Origin of the sequence: Formosa sp. Hel3_A1_48 (assembly GCF_001735715.1) — a bacterium.
GTDB lineage: Bacteria > Bacteroidota > Bacteroidia > Flavobacteriales > Flavobacteriaceae > UBA3537.
Window position 1 is genome coordinate 376777 of sequence record NZ_CP017259.1, and the last position, 21056, is coordinate 397832.

20 protein-coding genes and 5 tRNA genes are annotated in these 21056 nt (G+C 35.7%); 2 read left to right on the forward strand and 23 right to left on the reverse strand.

Features of this window, described 5'->3' with window-relative positions:
- Positions 1 to 35: 35 nt before the first annotated feature.
- The 19 genes from nusG to FORMA_RS01700 form a co-directional block, all read right to left on the reverse strand.
- Complete coding sequence (gene nusG / locus FORMA_RS01615) at positions 36 to 593, reverse strand: transcription termination/antitermination protein NusG (protein ID WP_069675408.1); 558 nt, start codon at positions 591 to 593, stop codon at positions 36 to 38.
- Between the two features lie 10 nt (positions 594 to 603).
- Positions 604 to 789, reverse strand: coding sequence for a preprotein translocase subunit SecE (gene secE, locus FORMA_RS09180; protein WP_083236538.1), 186 nt, complete (start codon positions 787 to 789; stop codon positions 604 to 606).
- 66 nt (positions 790 to 855) lie between these two features.
- A tRNA-Trp gene (locus FORMA_RS01620) sits at positions 856 to 928 on the reverse strand.
- Positions 929 to 989: 61 nt separating this feature from the next.
- A complete protein-coding gene (gene tuf, locus FORMA_RS01625; protein WP_069674015.1) occupies positions 990 to 2177 on the reverse strand; it encodes an elongation factor Tu in 1188 nt (395 codons plus the stop codon).
- 67 nt (positions 2178 to 2244) lie between these two features.
- Positions 2245 to 2316, reverse strand: a tRNA-Thr gene (locus FORMA_RS01630).
- Between the two features lie 11 nt (positions 2317 to 2327).
- Positions 2328 to 2400 (reverse strand) — tRNA-Gly (locus tag FORMA_RS01635).
- A 27-nt stretch (positions 2401 to 2427) separates the two neighbouring features.
- A tRNA-Tyr gene (locus FORMA_RS01640) sits at positions 2428 to 2510 on the reverse strand.
- A 35-nt stretch (positions 2511 to 2545) separates the two neighbouring features.
- Positions 2546 to 2619: transfer RNA gene (locus tag FORMA_RS01645), tRNA-Thr, on the reverse strand.
- Positions 2620 to 2715: 96 nt separating this feature from the next.
- Positions 2716 to 3021 (reverse strand): ribosome hibernation-promoting factor, HPF/YfiA family, encoded by a 306-nt coding sequence (gene hpf / locus FORMA_RS01650; RefSeq protein WP_069674016.1) that lies wholly within the window; start codon positions 3019 to 3021, stop codon positions 2716 to 2718.
- 22 nt (positions 3022 to 3043) lie between these two features.
- On the reverse strand, positions 3044 to 3934 hold the full coding sequence (locus FORMA_RS01655; protein ID WP_069674017.1) for a tyrosine-type recombinase/integrase: 891 nt from the start codon (positions 3932 to 3934) through the stop codon (positions 3044 to 3046).
- A 132-nt stretch (positions 3935 to 4066) separates the two neighbouring features.
- The gene (gene rpsU, locus FORMA_RS01660) at positions 4067 to 4261 is read right to left on the reverse strand and encodes a 30S ribosomal protein S21 (protein WP_069674018.1); all 195 of its coding nucleotides are present in this window, start codon (positions 4259 to 4261) and stop codon (positions 4067 to 4069) included.
- A gap of 66 nt (positions 4262 to 4327) precedes the next feature.
- Positions 4328 to 5467 carry an acyl-CoA dehydrogenase family protein gene (locus FORMA_RS01665; protein WP_069674019.1) on the reverse strand — a complete coding sequence of 380 codons (1140 nt, stop codon included), beginning with the start codon at positions 5465 to 5467 and terminating at the stop codon, positions 4328 to 4330.
- Positions 5468 to 5473: 6 nt separating this feature from the next.
- Entirely contained in the window at positions 5474 to 6229 is a 756-nt protein-coding gene (locus FORMA_RS01670; RefSeq protein ID WP_083236539.1) for a ComEA family DNA-binding protein, read from the reverse strand.
- A 104-nt stretch (positions 6230 to 6333) separates the two neighbouring features.
- On the reverse strand, positions 6334 to 7911 hold the full coding sequence (locus FORMA_RS01675; RefSeq protein WP_069674021.1) for an alanine/glycine:cation symporter family protein: 1578 nt from the start codon (positions 7909 to 7911) through the stop codon (positions 6334 to 6336).
- A 104-nt stretch (positions 7912 to 8015) separates the two neighbouring features.
- The gene (locus FORMA_RS01680; protein ID WP_069674022.1) at positions 8016 to 9044 is read right to left on the reverse strand and encodes a potassium channel family protein; all 1029 of its coding nucleotides are present in this window, start codon (positions 9042 to 9044) and stop codon (positions 8016 to 8018) included.
- A 4-nt stretch (positions 9045 to 9048) separates the two neighbouring features.
- Positions 9049 to 9276 (reverse strand): PspC domain-containing protein, encoded by a 228-nt coding sequence (locus tag FORMA_RS01685; protein WP_069674023.1) that lies wholly within the window; start codon positions 9274 to 9276, stop codon positions 9049 to 9051.
- A gap of 8 nt (positions 9277 to 9284) precedes the next feature.
- The gene (locus FORMA_RS01690) at positions 9285 to 10559 is read right to left on the reverse strand and encodes a DUF2851 family protein (protein ID WP_069674024.1); all 1275 of its coding nucleotides are present in this window, start codon (positions 10557 to 10559) and stop codon (positions 9285 to 9287) included.
- Positions 10560 to 10619: 60 nt separating this feature from the next.
- Positions 10620 to 11600, reverse strand: a complete 981-nt coding sequence (locus FORMA_RS01695) for a PLP-dependent cysteine synthase family protein (protein ID WP_069674025.1) — start codon at positions 11598 to 11600, stop codon at positions 10620 to 10622.
- 66 nt (positions 11601 to 11666) lie between these two features.
- A complete protein-coding gene (locus FORMA_RS01700) occupies positions 11667 to 12902 on the reverse strand; it encodes an ABC transporter permease (RefSeq protein ID WP_069674026.1) in 1236 nt (411 codons plus the stop codon).
- Positions 12903 to 12910: 8 nt separating this feature from the next.
- On the opposite strand from FORMA_RS01700, the gene FORMA_RS01705 reads away from it, so the two are divergent.
- Positions 12911 to 14110 (forward strand): exo-beta-N-acetylmuramidase NamZ family protein, encoded by a 1200-nt coding sequence (locus tag FORMA_RS01705; RefSeq protein ID WP_069674027.1) that lies wholly within the window; start codon positions 12911 to 12913, stop codon positions 14108 to 14110.
- Here the strand turns inward: FORMA_RS01705 and FORMA_RS01710 are convergent.
- Complete coding sequence (locus FORMA_RS01710) at positions 14082 to 14927, reverse strand: sterol desaturase family protein (protein WP_069674028.1); 846 nt, start codon at positions 14925 to 14927, stop codon at positions 14082 to 14084. The two genes, FORMA_RS01705 and FORMA_RS01710, sit on opposite strands and share 29 nt — an antisense overlap.
- 21 nt (positions 14928 to 14948) lie before the next feature.
- Positions 14949 to 15440: a YkgJ family cysteine cluster protein gene (locus FORMA_RS01715; RefSeq protein ID WP_069674029.1), complete on the reverse strand. Its 492-nt coding sequence runs from the start codon at positions 15438 to 15440 to the stop codon at positions 14949 to 14951.
- Between the two features lie 29 nt (positions 15441 to 15469).
- Between FORMA_RS01715 and FORMA_RS01720 the strand changes: the two genes are divergently transcribed.
- Positions 15470 to 16171, forward strand: a complete 702-nt coding sequence (locus FORMA_RS01720; RefSeq protein WP_069674030.1) for a class I SAM-dependent methyltransferase — start codon at positions 15470 to 15472, stop codon at positions 16169 to 16171.
- A 1-nt stretch (position 16172) separates the two neighbouring features.
- On the opposite strand, the gene FORMA_RS01725 is transcribed toward FORMA_RS01720, so the two are convergent.
- On the reverse strand, positions 16173 to 17909 hold the full coding sequence (locus FORMA_RS01725; protein WP_157506009.1) for a TonB-dependent receptor: 1737 nt from the start codon (positions 17907 to 17909) through the stop codon (positions 16173 to 16175).
- A complete protein-coding gene (locus FORMA_RS01730) occupies positions 17899 to 20931 on the reverse strand; it encodes a tetratricopeptide repeat protein (protein WP_069674032.1) in 3033 nt (1010 codons plus the stop codon). Before FORMA_RS01730 ends, FORMA_RS01725 begins: the two co-directional genes overlap by 11 nt.
- Positions 20932 to 21056: the final 125 nt, after the last annotated feature.

Sequence of the window (21056 nt, forward strand, 5' to 3'; positions counted from 1 at the left end):
GCTGAAAATACAAACCGTGTTAATTGTAACAATTATTAAATTTTATCTACTTGCATGTAACTGAGCTCTAGTGGCGTTTTTCTTCCGAAAATCTTCACCATAACTTCAAGTTTACGCTTTTCTTCGTTAATTTTTTCAACAGTACCGTCAAATCCATTAAATGGGCCGTCGATTACTTTGACCGTTTCTCCAATAACAAATGGAATAATAACGTTCTGGTCAGCCTCTAACGCTAACTCATCTACTTTACCTAACATTCTATTGACCTCTGATTTTCTCAATGGAACGGGTTCTCCACCTTTTGTTTCGCCTAAAAAGCCGATCACATTGGTGATGGATTTTATGATGTGTGGTATTTCACCACTTAGATTGGCTTGAATCATGATGTAACCAGGAAAATAGACTTTTTCTTTTTGTACTTTTTTTCCGTTACGAATTTGGATTACATTTTCAGTAGGCACTAGGACTTGGTCCACAAAATTATCTAAACCTAAGCGAGAAATTTCTGTCTCAATATAGTTTTTAATTTTGTTTTCTTGCCCACTTACCGCACGGACAACATACCATTTTTTATCTTCCTTTTGCTCTGCCATGAGTGTAATATTATTTAATCCAATTAAAATATGTTTCCACAACACGTGCAAAAACTGTATCAACACCCCAAATCGCAAGTGAAAATATAATGGAGAATAACGCGACTAAGACTGTTAGACTTTGGCCTTGAGACCATGATGGCCAGCTGACGTTGTTCTTTAATTCTTCAAATGATTCTTTAATGTACTCTATCATTTTTACTGTAATTTGAGTTGACTTGGATTTTAATTAGCTTTTCTTGGTTGCATTTCTAGTACCTTGCACGGGTTGAGAGGCTCGAACTCCCGACACCTGGTTTTGGAGACCAGTGCTCTACCAACTGAGCTAAACCCGTAAATACAAGTGAAGGTATCCTGAATTTTCAGGACACCTTTACCAGTATTAATCTAACAATATTAGTCTAAAATCTCAGTTACTTGACCAGCACCAACTGTTCTACCACCTTCACGAATTGCGAAACGTAGTCCAACATTCATGGCGATTGGCTGAATTAATTCAACCGTGATAGTCAAGTTATCACCAGGCATTACCATTTCTACTCCAGAAGGCAATGCAATGTTTCCTGTAACATCTGTTGTACGCACATAAAACTGTGGACGGTAGTTGTTGTGGAATGGTGTGTGACGTCCTCCTTCTTCTTTCTTAAGGATGTATACCTCAGCTTTAAACTTAGCGTGTGGTGTTACAGAACCTGGCTTGCAGATTACCATACCTCTAGAAATTTGAGTTTTCTCAATACCTCTTAGTAGGATTCCAGCATTATCTCCAGCTTCTCCTCTATCAAGGATTTGACGGAACATCTCGATACCCGTAATTGTAGAGGTTAATTTTTCTGCACCCATTCCGATAATTTCTACTGGGTCACCAGTGTTTGCTATACCAGTCTCAATACGACCAGTTGCAACAGTACCACGACCAGTAATTGAGAATACATCTTCAATTGGCATTAAGAAATCTTTGTCAACGTCTCTTTTTGGTAACTCAATCCAAGTATCAACAGCTTCCATTAATTCCATCACAGTGTCTACCCACTTTTGCTCACCATTAAGTGCTCCGAGTGCAGAACCAGAAATTACAGGTCCGTTATCACCATCATACTCGTAGAAGTTAAGCAAGTCTCTTACCTCCATGTCAACAAGCTCAAGAAGCTCCTCATCATCAACCATGTCTACTTTGTTAAGGAAGACAACGATTCTTGGAATACCGACCTGACGTCCTAAAAGGATGTGCTCACGTGTTTGTGGCATTGGACCATCAGTTGCAGCAACCACTAGAATTGCACCATCCATTTGAGCAGCACCAGTTACCATGTTCTTTACGTAATCCGCGTGACCTGGACAGTCAACGTGTGCGTAATGACGATTTGCAGTTTGGTACTCTACATGAGATGTATTAATTGTAATACCTCTTTCTTTTTCTTCAGGAGCGTTGTCAATTGTATCAAATGAACGTGCTTCTGATAATCCAGCATCTGCCAATACTTTAGTAATTGCTGCTGTTAAAGTTGTTTTTCCGTGATCTACGTGTCCAATAGTACCGATGTTTAAGTGCGGTTTGGAGCGATCGAAAGTTCCCTTTGCCATGATTTAAATTTTAGTCTTTGTTATATTAATAATATTAGTGTTCTTGTTTATGTGTCTTAAAAAAAAGAGCCAATGACGGGATTTGAACCCGTGACCTCTTCCTTACCAAGGAAACGCTCTACCCCTGAGCTACACCGGCCAAAAATTTAGAGCGGGAGACCGGGTTCGAACCGGCGACATTCAGCTTGGAAGGCTGACGCTCTACCAACTGAGCTACTCCCGCAATATTTTTTATCCTATCAATTTAATGTGGGGAGAGCAGGATTCGAACCTGCGAAGTTAAAAAACAACAGATTTACAGTCTGTCCTCGTTGGCCGCTTGAGTATCTCCCCAATTTGAAATTGGTTTCAGTATTTTTAAGAACTTGAGCCGATGGAGGGACTCGAACCCACGACCTGCTGATTACAAATCAGCTGCTCTAGCCAGCTGAGCTACATCGGCTTTTTAATGTTTTTTGCACACAAAAAAGCCCGCTATTTCTAACGGACTGCAAATGTATATATATTTTTTTTGTTTCAAAACATTTTTTAAATATTTTTATGAGGTTTGTTTGCGTAATTTTTCTTTTCGTTTTTTTAGCTGACGTTCTAGAATATGAACCGCTGTATCAACACCCTCTTCAAAGCTTTTGCATTTTTTCTTAACAACCAAACTATCACCAGGGACAGAAAGCTTGGCTTCAAATATTTTATTCTCCTTCTCCGAAGTGTTTTCCACCTTGAGAAATACATCTGACTTAATTATTTTATCATAAAATAAATCAAGTTTATTCATTCGCTTTTGAATGAAATTGATAAGTTTTTGATCAACATTAAAATTGATGGACTGGACATTTACTTTCATAACGGATAAAAATTAATCTTAATTAAACTTTTGTTTGTCTTGGGTGTGCTTTAGCATATACCTTTTTTAGTTCTGAAATATTGTTATGTGTATAGACCTGCGTTGCAGCTAAACTTGAATGCCCCAATAACTCTTTTACAGCATTGAGATCAGCTCCGTGATTCAAAAGATGGGTTGCAAAAGAATGCCTCAATATATGTGGGCTCTTTTTTACTTTTGAGGACACTTCAGAAAAATATGTATTGATAACCCTGTACACAAGTGTCCCGTATATTTTAGTTCCTTTTTGCGTTAGAAAAAGAAAATCATGGGCTTGAATATGTGCTAATTGCTCTCGTACTTTGATGTATGATTTTAAAGTGTCTTGGACTGTAGTTAGCAATGGAATGTAACGCTCTTTATTGCGTTTTCCTAAAACTTTGATTTGGCTTTGCTCAAAATCCAAGTCAATAAGTTTCAAATTGACAAGTTCTGAGCGGCGAATTCCTGTGGAATAAAACAATTCTACAATAAGCTTATTCCTAACGGCTTCAAAATCATGTGAAGGTGCAGCAGTTAAAACTGTCTCAATCTCTTGCTCAGAAAAAGGAATATGAACCTTTTTTTGAACCTTCAATGCTTTGTGCTTAGCCAATGGAGAGTGGGATAGATCACCTATCTTAATTAAGAATTTATAGTAGGTATTAAGCGATGATATTTTTCTATTAACAGATCTATTACTCAAACCACTTTCTACAAGTTGAATCACCCAACTGCGTAAAATGGAATGATTTACTTCTTTTAGATTATCGTCAGAAAACTCTTTGAACAAAAAAGCCTTAAAGTCGTTCAAATCCTTGTGGTATGCTGTTATGGTGTGTGCAGCATATTTTTTTTCTAAGGAAAGATAATCTATGAAAGATTGAATAGACATAAGCATGTACTTGGTCATCCTAAGATACAAAAAAAATAATATCTTTTTGAATGGACTTGAATAGCATCATAAACTATAAACAAAAAAAACACCTCGAAAAGAGGTGTTTTGTATTTTTAAAAAACTCTGTATTTATAAGTTCTCAGCGTCTCTCAGGCCTTGAATATACTGTGCTTTTTGAATTTCTGCTCTTCGCTTTACGGAGGGTTTTGTAAATTGTTTACGTGTTTGTAATGAACGTTTTGTTCCTGTACGATCGAACTTACGTTTAAAACGCTTTAGTGCTCTATCTATGTTTTCTCCTTCTTTTATTGGTATTATTAGCATAAATGTAAACCTCCTTTCTTTAGAATTAGTGTGCAAATATAATCTTAATTATGATATTGCAACAATTTATTTTAAAATATTTCTAGCGATCACAAGCTTTTGGATTTCGGTAGTTCCTTCACCAATGGTACAAAGTTTTGAATCTCTATAAAACTTTTCAACTGGGTATTCTTTAATATAGCCATAGCCCCCATGAATTTGAACAGCTTCGTTGGCAATGCGTACACAAGCTTCACTCGAATACATTTTAGCCATTGCTCCAGTAGTAGTTACTTTTTCGCCTTTGTTTTTCATGGACGCCGCTTTGTGAACTAAAAGCTCTGAGGCTTGTATTTCTGTAGCCATATCGGAGAGCTTAAAAGACACTCCCTGAAAACTTGATATGGGTTTTCCAAACTGAACACGTTCTTTAGAATACTTTAGCGCAGCTTCATAAGCGCCCTTGGCGATACCAAGGGATAATGCACCAATAGAAATTCGGCCACCATCTAAAAGCTTAAGTGATTGTACAAAACCTTCTCCTTCGCTACCAAGCATATTGTCTTTGTGTACTCTACATTGATCAAAAATGAGTTCGGCTGTTTCACTTGCACGCATTCCTAATTTGTCTTCTTTTTTACCTGAGCTAAATCCAGGAGTTCCTCGTTCCACAACAAAAGCTGACATACCATGAGAATCCCCTTTTTCACCAGTGCGCGCTATGACAACAGCTATATTTCCACTGATTCCATGTGTGATAAAGTTCTTTGAACCGTTCAAAATATAGTAATCCCCGTCTTTAGTTGCAGTAGTATTCATTCCTCCAGCATCGCTACCGGTATTGTGTTCAGTAAGCCCCCATGCTCCTATCCACTGACCGCTTGCAAGTTTAGGCAACCACTTTTTCTTTTGTTGTTCATTTCCAAAATAAAAAATATGGCCTGTACACAAGGAGTTGTGCGCAGCAACAGACAAACCAATCGAAGGGTCGACTTTGGATATTTCTTGGATGATTGCTACATATTCGTGATAGCCAAGCCCAGAACCTCCATATTCCTCCGGGATAAAGATCCCCATAAATCCCATCTCGCCTGCTTTGTGAAGGACTTCTTTGGGAAAATGTTGCGCCTCATCCCAATCCATTATATGTGGTCTGATGAACTGCTCAGCAAAATCACGGGCAGAATCTGCAATTAGTTTGTGTTCTTCTGAAAATTCAAAATTCATGAAAATCTATTTTATGTGCAAATATAACTTAATTATGTCTAATTTATTTGTAGGAAAATCTTTAAGTTTTGTTAATTCATCAACCGTTTTAAACCCTTCTCTTAACACACGCATTTCTATGATAGAATATGCCAATTCGTAATCTATGTAAGGAACCTGAACCAAATCTTCTTGTGTAGCTTTATTCAAGTTGATTTTTTTGATATATCTGGGTTGTTTAATATCAAAAATTTTATTTACATTACTAATAACTTCATTGGTTAATCCATAAATACTTTTTAACTCAAACATTGAAGCAAAACCACCCTCAAATCTGTTTCTATAATTTATAATTCGTTCAGCCAATTTGGGACCTATACCATAGACATCTTGGAGCTGCTCATTGGTAGCAGAATTTAAATCTAATTTTTCAATTGGCTGCCTGTTTAGTTTTACCTTGTTTTGGGCTTGAACCCAATCTGGAAATTTAAAATAAGGAGCGATTAATGCCAGCAATGAATCGGAAACCCCTGTAACGGCCTGAAATTCTGCAATAGAATTGATCCATTTATTATCAGACCTGTAATCCTTTAAACGCTGGATCTCTGAAACAGACATCCCCATAACATATCCCTTATGTGGTGTAATAAAATTAGGATTGAATGGAAAGAGTTTCAGATTACCCTTTTTTTGGGTTTTTTGCTTTAAGGCCACAAATTCTTTATTTAAGCGGTTTAATGAAATTTCATCAGGTTGTAGTGACAAAAATTCACTATGTGGCATAAAAAATAATACTAATTGAAGCAACACAATAATCAAAAAGAGGATTAAGGCTCCTATTCGTTGACGTTTTGTGAAATGAGGAAACACATCTAAATAGGTGAATATTATTTACCGATTGCGCTCAAGTATTTATTAAGTTCCTTTTTGACCTTGGGTGCAAGAATTACTATACCAACCATATTAGGCACCATCATGGCAAAAATCATTGCATCTGAAAATCCAATAACAGATCCTAAACTTGCTGCAGAACCAACTACAACAAACAGGCAGAAGATAATTTTGTAGGTATATTCCATTTTTTTGGAACGTCCAAACAAATAAGCCCAACCTTGAAACCCGTAATAAGACCATGATATCATTGTACTAAATGCAAACAAAACTACTGCAACAGTCAGTACATACGGAAACCATGAAATAGCAGACTCGAAAGCCCCTGAGGTAAGCAGTATAGCCTGAGCATCATTTAAGGATGCATTTGCAGCATTCACATTTCCAGTGATGATAAGAACCAAGGCTGTCATAGTACACACGACGACTGTATCAATAAAAGGTTCCAACAAAGCTACCATGCCCTCTGAGGCTGCGTACCTTGTTTTAACAGCTGAATGAGCGATGGATGCAGAACCAATTCCCGCTTCATTCGAAAAAGCAGCTCGTCTAAATCCTTGTACAAGAACACCAACAGCACCACCAGCTACGCCTTCAGGGCTAAAAGCGCCATTGAAAATTTGGACGAATGCATCGCCTATCATATTAATATTTGAAAAAATCACAAAAAGTGAAGCGGTAACATAAATAACAACCATAAAGGGAACAATCTTGTCTGTAACCTTAGCTATTTTTTTTATTCCGCCAATGATAACGATTCCAACCAAAGCAGCCATAACAACTCCAAATAACCATCCTTTTCCATGCAATACCGATGCTTCACCTCCAGTAATATTTTCTACCAATTGAAAGGCTTGATTAACTTGAAACATATTTCCTCCCCCAAAAGATCCTCCTATTACAAAAATAGCAAACAAGACAGCAAGAATTTTTCCAAGTTTTTCTAAGCCTTTAGATTTTAATCCTTTGGTAAGGTAGTACATAGGGCCACCATAAACCACGCCATTTTCATCAATATCTCTATACTTTACACCGAGTGTACATTCCACAAATTTTGAAGCCATTCCCAAGAGTCCAGCAATGATCATCCAAAAGGTTGCTCCTGCACCACCAATGGAAACTGCAATAGCCACACCAGCAATATTTCCAAGTCCTACTGTTGCTGATAGGGCTGCAGTAAGCGCTTGAAAATGTGAAACTTCTCCTTCATGCCCCTCAACAGCTATAGTTTCTACACTATCACCTCCCGGCGTGGCATCTCCAGCAGCTTCTAGTGTTTCATGATGGTCTACACTATCGTATTTCCCACGAACAATATTGATGGATGTTAGTATACCACGAAAATTAATGAACTTAAAATAAATAGTGAAGTACGTTGCTCCTATTATAAGCGGAAACAACACCCAAAATACTTTTATATCCTCAGTAAATTGAATTTGATAAAATATAAAGTTAACAAACCAGCCAGTGGCATCACCAAATTTCTCATCAATAATTTGATCGATCCCCTTGTCTTGGGCAAAAGATAAAAACGGAAAAATTAGAGCAAAAAGTGTTTGTATTTTGAATTTCATAAGAGTGTAGTTATAGACTTAAAAAGTGGCAACAAGATGACAAAAAAAAATGAGTTATTAAAATTAACGATTAATAAATTACGTTCAGAAAAACAAATAATAAACTAACCCACAGCTATATTATACATGGTATTGAGCGTTTGTATTTGCTCAGGTCGTCCCAAAACAATGACTTTAGACCCTGGTACTAACTTCTGGTCTGCTTCTGGATTGATGTGGTATTTCCCATGTTGGTCTTTGTAGCCAATCACATTACAGCCTGTTTTTTTGCGTAAGTCTAATTCCAAAATTGTTTTTTGTTTGGTAGTATCATACAGTTGTTCTACTGAAACTTCTTCAATATTTATTGTTTGATCACCAACAATCGATAGATTATCGACAAATTCCAAAAGATCAGGAACAACAACTAAAGAAGCCATATGATCTCCTCCAATGCGGTCAGGCAGAATAACATTGTTTGCGCCAGCAAGCTTTAGCTTGCTGTAGGATGTTTCTTGTGAAGCGCGACTTATAATCCTAATCTCAGAATTCATTTGGCGGGCGGAAAGGACTACAAAAAGATTTTCTGAATCATTAGGTAAAGCAGAGATTAGGCAAGAAGCTCTTTGAATTCCAGCAGCAATTAGAACTTCATCCTCATTGGCATTTCCATTCACAAAAAGTTTAATGTCATTTAAGTATTTCTGAGTTACAAGTTCGTCCTTTTCAACCACAACAAAAGTGCGGTTGTGTGTTGCTAATTTTTTAGCCGCTTGTTTTCCATTTCTACCAAAGCCACAAATGATGACATGGCCTGAAAGTGCATCAATTTTCTTTTGCATTTTCTTTTGTTTTAATTCATTTATAGTATCTCTTGAAATTATGTATTCTGTAATAACTTTAATGGCATATCCAACTATGATGACACTTGTCAAAATAAGAAATATCGTAAATATTTTCGATTCTTGATCCAAAGGCTGAACCTCTCCAAACCCAACAGTTGTGATGGTAATAACGGTCATATAAGCTGCATCAATCCAAGAAAAATCTGAAATAATTTTAAAGCCAAAAACTCCAATAACAAAAACAAAAGTGAGCAGAATTATAGCTATATTAAGTCTGGATCTGAAAATTTTTACAACAGGACTGGACATAATTCTAGATATCAAAAACTGAGGTGCGTTTAGAAAAAATTATATCCTTGATGCGTAACCAAAATGCCAAAAATAAATACAGCGCAAAACCAAAGCCTACAGTTACAAAGGTGACATAAATAAAAGAGGTGCGTACAACTTTAGCGCGCATTCCAAAACGATCGGCTATGCGCTGACAAACATAAAATCCATGCCGCTGGAAATAAAATAAAAGTTGATAAAATAACTTCACATTGCAAGTTAAGCATTTCGGTTCAAAAGAGCACTACCAATTCCACATTGTACACATTTTACTTGCGTACAATAATTGCTTTTAAGTTGTATTAAAGCTTGGGAATCTAATGCAGTTTTAGCAATCGGTTTAAGCCTATTAAATGCATTAACAATATTATTTTTTTCTGAGGGTATTGTTTTAATTATTGAAATGATGGCGTCTTGATCTACGCCTTTAAACAAGCGATACGCATACATCATTGGTAAAACCGCGTTAATAATGAGTAAATCTGCAAAAGATTTAGATATACGCTTCGTTTTTTCTATAGATGTGTTTTTGAAAGTGTAATGGGATCGCCAAAAATCTGAAGTTTCGCAGATTAGAATTTGATGTAACTTATCATAAGTATTTGCTTGCATTAATTTTGAAAATAAATGTGTGTTTTTGTGGTATAATTGAACCAGTTGTGAGAGTCTAATTGTAGGGAAATTTGGTGGTCTCAATCTAAAAAATTTAAGAGAAAATAATTCAAGCTTGATTAGTTTATATTTTTGTTTTAAAAACTGATAGGTTATAACCAAATCCCTGAAATAAGGGCCTTCAACATCATCATCCAATAAGCCAGATTGTCCAAACAACAAGGCTTCCATGTAAAGGGGATTATTTTGAATTTTCCTAAACACTGAAAAAGGAAAAGACTTTGCTAATTGCCAAAATTCTTCAGCATTTACTTTGGCTCCAAATGCACGTGCCAATTGCCAAAACATCACCGCTTCCCAATCTTGATTTGTCTTTAAAAGTTGTATTTGGATAGGTTTGAATTTGTGTTCTAAACGTTCTAAGTACAGTCGTTCCAACCAGTTTGAAATTTCAAAATCACTGACTGTAGAAAATTGTGTTGCACATGGTATCCATTGATCTTCATTTTTTTTTAAAGCAGTATAATTTTTTAAAAGTTGCAGATGTACAAAGGGTTCAAGAACCAAAGTTGGCACTACAGAGTTATCAGCCCTAAAGACCTCAGTGGTATGCGTCCAAACAACATGTAAAATCACATTGTCATAGGCAGGATTTTTTTCGTGATGATGCACGTACCAATCCGAGGATTGAACATGGATTTCTACTGTCCCTACCCACAATTGATCGTCGATATAAATTTGTGCATTAAAAAAATCGGGGCCTGAATTGCAATTTGGCTGACCAACCGATTTTATTACAATCGATTGGTTTTGTGTAGTATATAACGATTCGAGGGCGAATTTTTTATGCAACCAGACGTAATGTAAAAAGTCTTCTTGCATGATTTAAAATTAACCATTTTAGAAGAATAAAAAAAATCAGCTTAAACAAGCTATGAGAATTTAGTCCAAATAGCCCATTTCGCGCATCCAATCGTCATTGAACATTTTACCGACATAGCGGCTTCCATGGTCATGAAATAGAACCACTACGACATCCTCTGGTCCAAAATGTTCTTTGAGTTGCAATACACCTTTTATGGCTGCACCAGCAGAGTTACCCAAAAACATACCCTCCTCTTTGGCTAAGCGTTGGGTATAGACTGCGGCATCTTTGTCTGTTACTTTGGTAAATCCATCTATTATATCAAAATTTACATTGGCGGGAAGAATATCTTCTCCAATACCTTCAGTTACATAGGGATAAATTTCATTTTCGTCAAAAATACCTGTTTCGTGGTATTTTTTAAAGACACTTCCATAAGTATCGATACCCCAAATTTTGACATTTGGATTTTTCATTTTTAAATAACTACCAACTCCTGAAATTGTACCACCTGTTCCAACACCCACTACAAAATGGGTTACCTTCCCATCGGTTTGTTCCCAAATTTCAGGGCCTGTGCTCAAAAAATGTGCTTTACAATTGCTTGGGTTGTCATATTGATTTACATACCATGAGTTTGGTGTTTCTTTGGCCAAACGTTTAGATACAGAATAATAAGAACGAGGATCTTCTGGCTCAACAGAAGTGGGACAAACGACTACTTCAGCACCAACAGCACGAAGTATATCCATTTTTTCTTTGGACTGCTTGTCCGCTAAAACAAAAATACACTTGTAGCCTTTAACAATTCCTGCCAAAGCTAGACCCATTCCCGTATTTCCTGAAGTCCCTTCGATTATTGTTCCTCCGGGCTTTAAACGGCCATCAGCCTCTGCATCTTCAATCATTTGTAACGCCATACGATCCTTTACAGAGTTTCCAGGATTAAAGGTCTCATATTTTGCTAATACTAAACATGGAAGCTCTGCAGTCAATTTGTTGAGTTTAACAAGTGGTGTTTGACCTATAGTTTCAAGAATATTATTGGCGTAATTCATATTAGAAATTTGCACAAATTTACATCAAATAAAAAATCAGGGCAAACGAATATTGATGAAGTTTAATTAATCAAATTTTATGGCCTGTACAGGGTTTATTTTTGCAATTAGATAAGAAGGAATGACAAGGACAAGAAAACAGACTAAAAAAGTCATCAAATTCAAGCCTAATATATATGTCCAATCTATGTAAACTGGAGCTTTTGTAACATAATAAATTGACGGATCAAGCGTAATTGGGCTAAAGAACTTTTGAATAAACAAAAGGACTAATCCTATAAAATTCCCTATGATCAAACCTGAAATAGCCAAATAGCTTGCAGTGTACAAAAATACTTTTTGAATACGCCAATTGGTACATCCTAGAGCTTTTAAAATCCCTATCATTTGAGTACGCTCGAGAATCAAAACCAACAAGGCTGTAATCATATTGATCACCCCTACTAAAATCATCATTCCAATAATACCATATGTATTTTTATCAAAGATTGAAATCCACTCAAAAATAAGCGCATATTTTTGCTTTATGGTTTCAGCATTTAAAGACGATGGTGTTTGTGCATAAACCTCCTCGCCTTTTTGATCTAAGGCCGAATAATCCTCAATAAAAACCTCAAATTGACCCACTTGATCTTTAGTCCAACGGTTGAGGCGTTGTACATGTTTTATGTCCCCGATCAAAAATGATTGGTCCAATTCTTCAAAACCAGAATTAAAAACTCCAACAATTTCAAACTTAACAATTCTAGGAGGGCGACTTGTATCCGATTTTAAAAAGTACATTTGAAATGTTTGCCCTACAATCAAATTTAATCTACGGCTTAAATAATCTGAAATAATAACCTCCTGACTGTAGTCTTTAGAGTATAATGGTAAGCGTCCGGAAATCAAAAAATCGTCAAAATAACGCCAATTATAATCTTCACCCACACCCTTTACAAAAAGAGCTTCAAAATCAGTTTCTGTTCTAATAATCCCAAATTTATGAGCTACAGCTTGAACGTAATCAACACCAGCTACAGACGAAAATTTAGGATAAAATTCTTGATTTTTAGAAATGGGGATTTGAGCACCTTCTGAGATATTGGTGTCAAAATTAGAAATGGTAATATGCCCGTTGAAAGCTACCGCTTTGTCGCGAATTTTTTGCTGCAGACCTACACTAACTGCAACCGCAATAAGCATTACTACAATACTAATCACAATTGCTGCTATTCCTATTTTTATTATTGGTGCCGAAACACTACTTTTATAGGACTTTGCGCTAATGATGCGTTTTGCGATGAAAAATTCGAAATTCAAATTAAAAAATGAAATTTAAGTTTATCAAAAATACAGTTTTATTATTTGTTGTAGTACTTCTTTCCTGTGGAAACCGACCTTGTGCACAAATTCAAGAAAAAATTGTAGTTGGCGCAAATCAGCTGAACCTTTACCTTCCTTTACTAAAAGAAAAAAATGTAGGTGTTGTAGCCAATCAAACCTCAGTTATTTTTACAAATAATTCATCTGAAGCACATACGCACTTAGTTGATTCCCTCTTAAGCCTTGGAGTCAGTATAAAAAAAGTATTTGCCCCAGAGCACGGATACCGGGGAAAAGCTGATGCAGGCGAATATGTCAAAGACGGCGTAGACATCAAAACAGGACTGCCAATTGTCTCACTTTATGGTTCAAACCGAAAACCCGACCCTGAGGCGTTAAAGGATTTAGATGTTGTTATTTTTGATGTTCAAGACGTTGGGGTGCGGTTTTACACTTTTACTTCTACCCTTCATTATGTAATGGAAACTTGTGCCGCTTTGAATATCCCTGTTTTGGTTTTGGATCGCCCAAACCCCAACAGCCATTACATTGACGGACCTATTTTAGAGCTTGAGCACAAAAGCTTTGTAGGCATGCATCCTGTTCCTGTAACACATGGAATGACCATTGGCGAATATGCAAGAATGATCAATGGAGAAGGCTGGTTGAAGGCTGGGGTTAAATGCTCGTTAAGGATCATCCCTGTGGACAATTACCACCACAAAAAAAACTATAATTTACCTATAAAACCCTCACCGAATCTTCCGAATGGAAAAGCCATAAACTTATACCCCAGCTTGTGTTTTTTTGAAGGGACTAACGTAAGTTCAGGTCGAGGTACAGAAACTCAATTTCAGGTTTTTGGAAGTCCATTTTTAAATCCTGAAAAATTCTCCTATCATTTTACGCCTAAACCAAATAAAGGCGCAAAAAACCCCAAACACAAAGCTATTAAGTGTTACGGAAGGGATCTAAGGAGTTCAGAAGTTTTAGATTCAATTAACCTAACGTGGCTTATAGACGCTTATAAATACAGTAGTAAAAAAGAGGAATTTTTTAATCCATTTTTTACAAAATTAGCGGGGCAAACTAAGCTACAAGCACAAATTAAAAATGGGCTAGATGTAGCTGAAATAAGAAAGAGCTGGCAAAAAGGATTAGAAAAATTCAAAAAGATTAGAGCAAATTACCTTCTGTATCCGTAGTGGGCTTTCTGTAAGGCTGAAAGGGCTGTTTGAGTAAAGATTTTAAACTGCTATTTTCTTTTTCATCCGGAAATGTATCTACGCCATAAACAAGTGCATCACGATCCAAATAGCTGTAGGTGCCAAAAACACGGTCCCATATGGAAAAAATATTGCCATAATTAGAATCTGTATGAGGAAGTTTGTAATGGTGATGCGTCTTGTGCATATCAGGTGAAATCAAAATATAGCTAAGTATTAGATCTGTTTTTTTAGACAGTTTGATATTGGCATGACTGAACTGAGTTGCTACTAAAGATAGAGATTGATACAACATCACAATTGCTATGGGGGCTCCAATAATAAATACTCCAAAAAGCGTAAAGACATAACGAACTACACTTTCTAAAGGGTGGTGCCTGTTTGCCGTAGTTGTATCCACTTTAGGATCCGAGTGATGGACCAAGTGAATCATCCAAAGTGGTCTAATTTTATGTTCTGTAAAATGAGGAAGATAAGCGCCTATTAAATCCATTAATAAAACCCCTAAAACAACAAATAGCCACAAAGGCATTTCTGGAAGCCAATTTAAAACTCCAAATTGATTCTCAACTACCCAATCCGATGAGTTTAGTAATAAAAATGCTAAACTGAAATTCACAACAATGGTTGTCCCAGTGAAAAATAAATTAGGTAAAGCGTGGCTCCATTTATTGTAATTGAACTTGACTAATGGTAAAGCCCCTTCCAAAATCCAAAAAAAGGTCAATCCACCAACAAGAATGATACTGCGGTGAAGCGAAGGAATAGTATCGAAATAATTAAGAATTTGTTCCATAATTAGTTATATACAAAGATACTATTTTATTTTTTTTCGCAGCGCTTCTACAATGTTGTAGGCCGCTGGACAAATCTTAACATTTTTCAATGTTAATGAAGTAATTTGATGAAATTTCCGGCGATCAGTATGTGGAAATTCACGGCAGGCTTTCGGGCGAATGTCATAAATACTACACTTATTATCGGCTCCTAAAAAAGTACATGGTACAGATTGTAAAACATAATCGTTGTCTTCATCAATCCTTAGATAGGATTCTATGAATTTTGAAGGTTTCATTCGAAAAGATTTTGAAATACGCTCAATATCCTTTCCAGTAAAAAGAGGCCCTGTAGTTTTACAACAATTCGCACAATCCAAACAATTGGTTCGCATGAATTCTTGCTCATGCAAGTCCTGCATTAAGTAATCTAACTTTTTTGGGGGGTTCTTTTTTAGCTTTGAAAAGAAATTTTTGTGTGCCTTATGCTTATCTTTGGCGTGCTTAGGTAAATCATTCAGTTGGTCTTGCATAATGCAAAAATACATGAAAAATTCTCTTTATGAACGACGTTTTTGGAACTGCACTTTTAGATTTTCAAACTGGAAAATGCAAAGAGGATATCCTTACTTCTACCAGTATTTCGGATGAAGAACCCCTTAGCGTTTCTTATTTGTTTCGAACTTATGATGAAATGCCCAAGCTAGAACAAACGGCCCTTGAATTGGTTAAAGGCAGTATTTTGGATATTGGCTGTGGTGCAGGAAGTCACAGTTTACATCTTAAAGCAAAAGGCTTCAAGGTAAAATCGATAGACATATCTCCAAAAGCTATTGAATGTTGTCAGCTCAGAGGATTAGATAATTCAGAGGTTTTAAATGTTTTAGATGAAACACAACGCTTTGATACTCTGCTGCTGTTAATGAACGGATCTGGTGTTTTCCAGTCGTTAGAAGAAACTCCAAAAGTCCTGAATCATTTAAAAAAGCTATTAAACAAAAATGGTCAAATCCTTATTGATTCTTCAGATATCAAATACATGTTTGAAGATGATGATGGAGGGGTTTGGTTGGATACGCACAACGCATATTATGGCGAATTGGCATATACCGTTCGGTACAAAGGTAAAGAGGATTCCTTTAAGTGGATGTACCTTGATTTTGATCGATTAAAAACAGCTTGTTCAATTGTTGGTCTGGAGTGTATTAAAATCGAGGAAGGACCTCATCACGATTTTTTAGCACAAATAAAAAAAAAGGAATAGACTAAAAATCAAACTTATAAAAAGCGCCGGCTGAAACTTGAGCTCTCTGAACAGGGAAATCCATCCAACGTTGGTAATTCCTTCCAAGAATATTATTCAATTTTAAAGTTAAAGACCACTTAGGAGTGAGGCTATAAGACGCATCGATGTTCAAATCAATAAAAGCATCTAAAGCAGTTGTTTTAGGCGATTGGTTTTCTTGAGAAATATCCGTTTTTTGAAGATCAAAACGCTTACCAAAATAATAGCCTTGAAACCCTAGATTCAAACGATTTGTAGGTTGATAACGCATTTCTAAACTAGCCTGAATCTTAGGTAAATTCCATGCCTCTTCTTCATTATCCAAACCGTAAGAACTAAAGGATGCTTTGGTCGTTATATTTAACGAGTTGTTGAATTGAAAAAAAAGTGAGCCTTGAACAGTAAGTGTTTCCATATCGTCATATACAACACCAAAAGAATTGCCATATCTGAAGGGCTGGTTATTCAAATTTGATTGTATACCATTTTTCTGAAATAATACTGCATCATTTTGCCGCGAAAAAACAGCACTAGCATCATATGATACACTATTTGCCAACTTTCCCTTAGTCCCCACAAATAGCTTGTACGGCATAGAGGTTGGAAGAATATTTAAGGTGGGTGCAATAAATGGATTTTCGAGATATAAATCTCTGTATGTGTTCTGGTCAAGATCTCCTTCAACTCCTGCATAGGCAATAAAAATTGAATCGACAACATCGTAACTTGTTGTTATTTTTGGATAAACATGAAGGGTCTGTTTTGATCGTTCGTTATCATCAAAATAAACGACCTTAAATCCGGCCGTGATGTTAAAACTGGAAAGATTGAACTTGAACTTAGGAGAAAATGAAACTCCTAAATTCCCATAATCAAAAACTTGGTTTGCTGCAAAACCTTCTTTAAAACTTCCTTTTAAAAAACTCAACCCAAATTGGGTTTCCAAAGATTTGTCTAAAACCTCTAATTTAAGCTGGGTATTAAATTGTGCTCGTGATTCGTTTGAGTCATAATCATCAGAAAGGGTGTAGGCCTCGACCTCAGCGTCTTCAACAAGCCCTTGATTTAAACTCAAACTACCACTGATTTGAAAAACTGAAACAATTTGTTTAGTATCAAAGGATTCAGTAGGTGCAGTGTCAACATTTGTAGACAAGCCATACCAATGAGACATGTAGCGCTGAGCAGCAGCTCGAACGTTCCAATTTTTATTGCCTTGAGTGACATTGTATTTCAATTGAGCGGTGTTTTCTGAAAATAGGTCATCTAAGAACAAATCTTTGATGCCCCCTTGAGAAGACTGATGACTTATATAAGCACTAATTAGTCTTCCCTTTGCTATAGATTTATTCAAAAATAAATCTCCGTTAATATTGGTATAATTCCCTACAGAAAGGGCAGCAATATTACTAAATTTTCGTTCTTTTTTGAGTTGTTCTAAGCCAATAGATTTTGATTTTGCAGGAGTAAAAATAGACGCTACAGGAAATGAAAAAATTGTATAATCTATAGACTTATTATTTAGAATTTCTTGATTTTCCAAGGAAGGTAATTGCTTTAATTTGAAAGCATCAGAGATTTTTGGAGAATAAGGCTTCACTACTCTAACCAGCTGAGGATCTAGGCTATCGTTGACGATCTGCTCTTGAGCCAAACTATGAAAAGACATCAGTAAAGCCAAAGAAAAACAAATGATATGTATGTATTTAGTTCTCATTCTTATTTGTTTTGTCTTGTTGAAGTTCGATTGATGCATTAGATTTTGAAAGTTCTCGTTGATACATATCTAGTAATTGAACTGCTTCCTTAGTTAGAACATCAAAAGAAGAGAAATTTTTAATTATATTTTCTAAGATATATGTAGCTTGAAAAGCATCATTTAGAGCATAATAATTTTTGGCCATAAGTAAAAGACCTTTAGCTGCAAAGGTTCTATTGCTCGGGTGTTGCTGAATCAGTTGTTGAATCAATTCATTGGATTCAGTAAATGCACTGTCTTTATGTTTGAAAAATGCAGCAAAATAATTTGCCTCAGCACCATAAGAAGTAGAGTTTGTCGCAGCTACATTTTCGTAAGATGTTCTCGCCAAATCGTCATTCTCCAAGCTAATAGCAGATCTTGCAGTAATGATATGCGCATCATTTTTTATGTATTGATCAGTGTTTGGGTTCTCTATTATGATTTGAGCATAGTTTAATGCCATAGAAAAATCCTCTTCCTCGTAAGCTATTTTCATCAAATTAGACTGAGCAAATAGAATATTTTGAGGATTTTTGGCTTCCATTTCCAAGCGGTTCAAAGCTTGCTTAGCATCCAATTTAAGTTGAAGCTTAAGCGCACAGACTTTCTGAAGTGCTTGTTCAGTAAATTCATTTTTAGATTGTTCAATAACAAACTCATAATGCGGCAATGCATTTTCTCTAAGATTTTGTTTGAAGTATAAAGCGGCTAAATAGAAATGTGCTTTTGTGATCTGGGCTGCGTTTGGAAATTTAACTATGTAGTCATTAAATAATGAAATCGCTTTATCTGCATTATTTTCCAAGTATTGTTTTTCAGCGGCTTCATAAGCAGTTCTATCCAACTCTTTATCAGAAATAGTTGCATAACTCAGGGTACCCACCCATTTTGCGTAATTATCAACATCAGCGTTATCAACATAAATTGAGCGTGCAGAACTGATGGCCTGAAAAGCCTCAGGAGTAGCAGGATATTCAGCCGCAACTCGTTTAAACACCGCCAATGCTTTTGATGTTTTGTTTATGTTGTAAAGCAACAATCCTTTGCGTAAAAGTGCCTTTGACACTAAGATACTTTTGCTGTAATCTTCTATTACAGTTGTATACGCCTCTAGAGCTTTTTCAGTGTTTCCTAAATTATTGTATGTATTTCCCAATTCAAAATAAACCTGATCCAAATAAGAAGAACTTTTATAAGTAAAAACCTTTTTTAGGGTACTTATCTTGTCTGAAGTTTGTCCTAAAAAACCAAAACTAACTGCCGTTTGAAACATAGCATAATCCGACAATGGAGCTCTATTAGAAATCACTTTTGTATAAGCTTCAATAGCATTTTGATAGGCCTTGGTTACATAATAAGCATCTGCTAAGCGTAGTAAAGCATCATTTACATGATTATTATTTTCTAAATCACTTGAAAGAAATGACTTAAAAGCAGCAATGGCTTTTGAGTATTTTTTTAATTTAAAATAAGCATATCCAAGGTTATAATTCAAATACTCAAACTCTGGAGCAGTTGAACTAATGGTACTGTTTTTAAATCTCAAAAACCCATCAAGGGCGGACTCAAAGTTTAAACTTAAAAACTCAATTTCTGCATTCCAATAGTTTGCTCTTGCTGTGATAAAAGGATCAATTCCTAGTGAAATGGCTTTTTGCAACATTGTTTGTGCTTCATCAAATACATTAGCGCTGTATAGCTCTAATGCCCTATACAAAAGAACTTTCTGATAACTGGACTTTAGCGCATTATTCATATTGGATTCCAATAGCAATAGTGCTTCTTTATAATTTTTGGATGAGATATAGGAGTCTACCAATAAAAGTTCAATAGATTCTTTGAAAGGTGATTTTGGATAATTCTTTAAAAAATTATTTAGGACAATTGGGGTAGACAAATAAGGGTTGCCAATATCGTAACTAAGTTTTGCGTAGTTGAACCAAGCATCCTCTTTAATTTTATCATCAAAACCCATTTCCGAAGCCTTTCGAAAAGCATTCAGGGCTTGTTGTTTTTTGTCTAAATTAATGTAACTCTGTCCTAAGTGATAATATGCATTTTGAGCAACAGAATTATTACCGCCTATAATTTTGTTGAACTCACTTATTGCCTTTTCAAAATCATTTTGCTTGTAATAGGCATATCCCAACTGATAAAAATCAACATTGGTCCACCTCCCCTTATTGCCTTTATAAGCTTTTAAATAAGGGATGGCTTTTTTATATTTCCTCAAGTTAAAATAGCTTTCCCCAATAATTTTTGACAACTCAGAAGTTTCATTTCGATCAGCGTTTTCAAGAGCCCTTTGGGCGACATCAATGGCTTTGTTAAAAGCCCCTAGTTTAAAATTCAAATCAGCCTGAAAATAATTTAATTCGTTTGAGTAGCGTTGATTATTTGAAATTTGATCTAGATATTTTGAGGCATTGTCATAATCATCCCCTTCATATGCTATAAAACCAATATAGTATTTAGCTTGTGACCCATAAACCTCAGAAAATTCAACTTTAGAGAGATTTGTTTTCGCCTGTTTGAAATTCTTTGTTACATAATTTACGTATCCATTATTAAAATAAAACTGATCCTTTATGTCATCGTCCAAGAGCTCAGCTGACACATTCTGATACCATTTCCGAGCATAAGCATATTTTGCGTTAGCAAAGTAGTAGTTACCCGCATCAAGATAAATAGTGTTTTTTCTCGGGCTAGTGGGGTAACGTTCCAAAAAGCGTTCACAGTATTGTTCGGCTTGCTGTTGATTTAATCGAATGGCACAAACTGCATAATAATAGGCCGCATCAGATGCTATTAGTGGGGCGTTTGATTTCTGAAGGTCATCAAATAGCGCCTGTGCAGATGCATAAGCCCCTGCTTCAAAAAAAGATAAAGCAGTTATATATACTTTATTTGGCTGTTCATTTGCCTTCGATTTTTGAGCATTCAAAAAGAACGTAAAATAAAAAAATAAAGTAAAGAAAAAAATACTTTTGTACTTCATAAGATACAGTCTTGTATAAAACTCAAATATAGAATTTATACCATTTATAACGTTGGTTTCTAAATTAAATTATAATACAAAAAATGTATTTTACCACAACCAAGATGTTTAATGTGACTCAAATT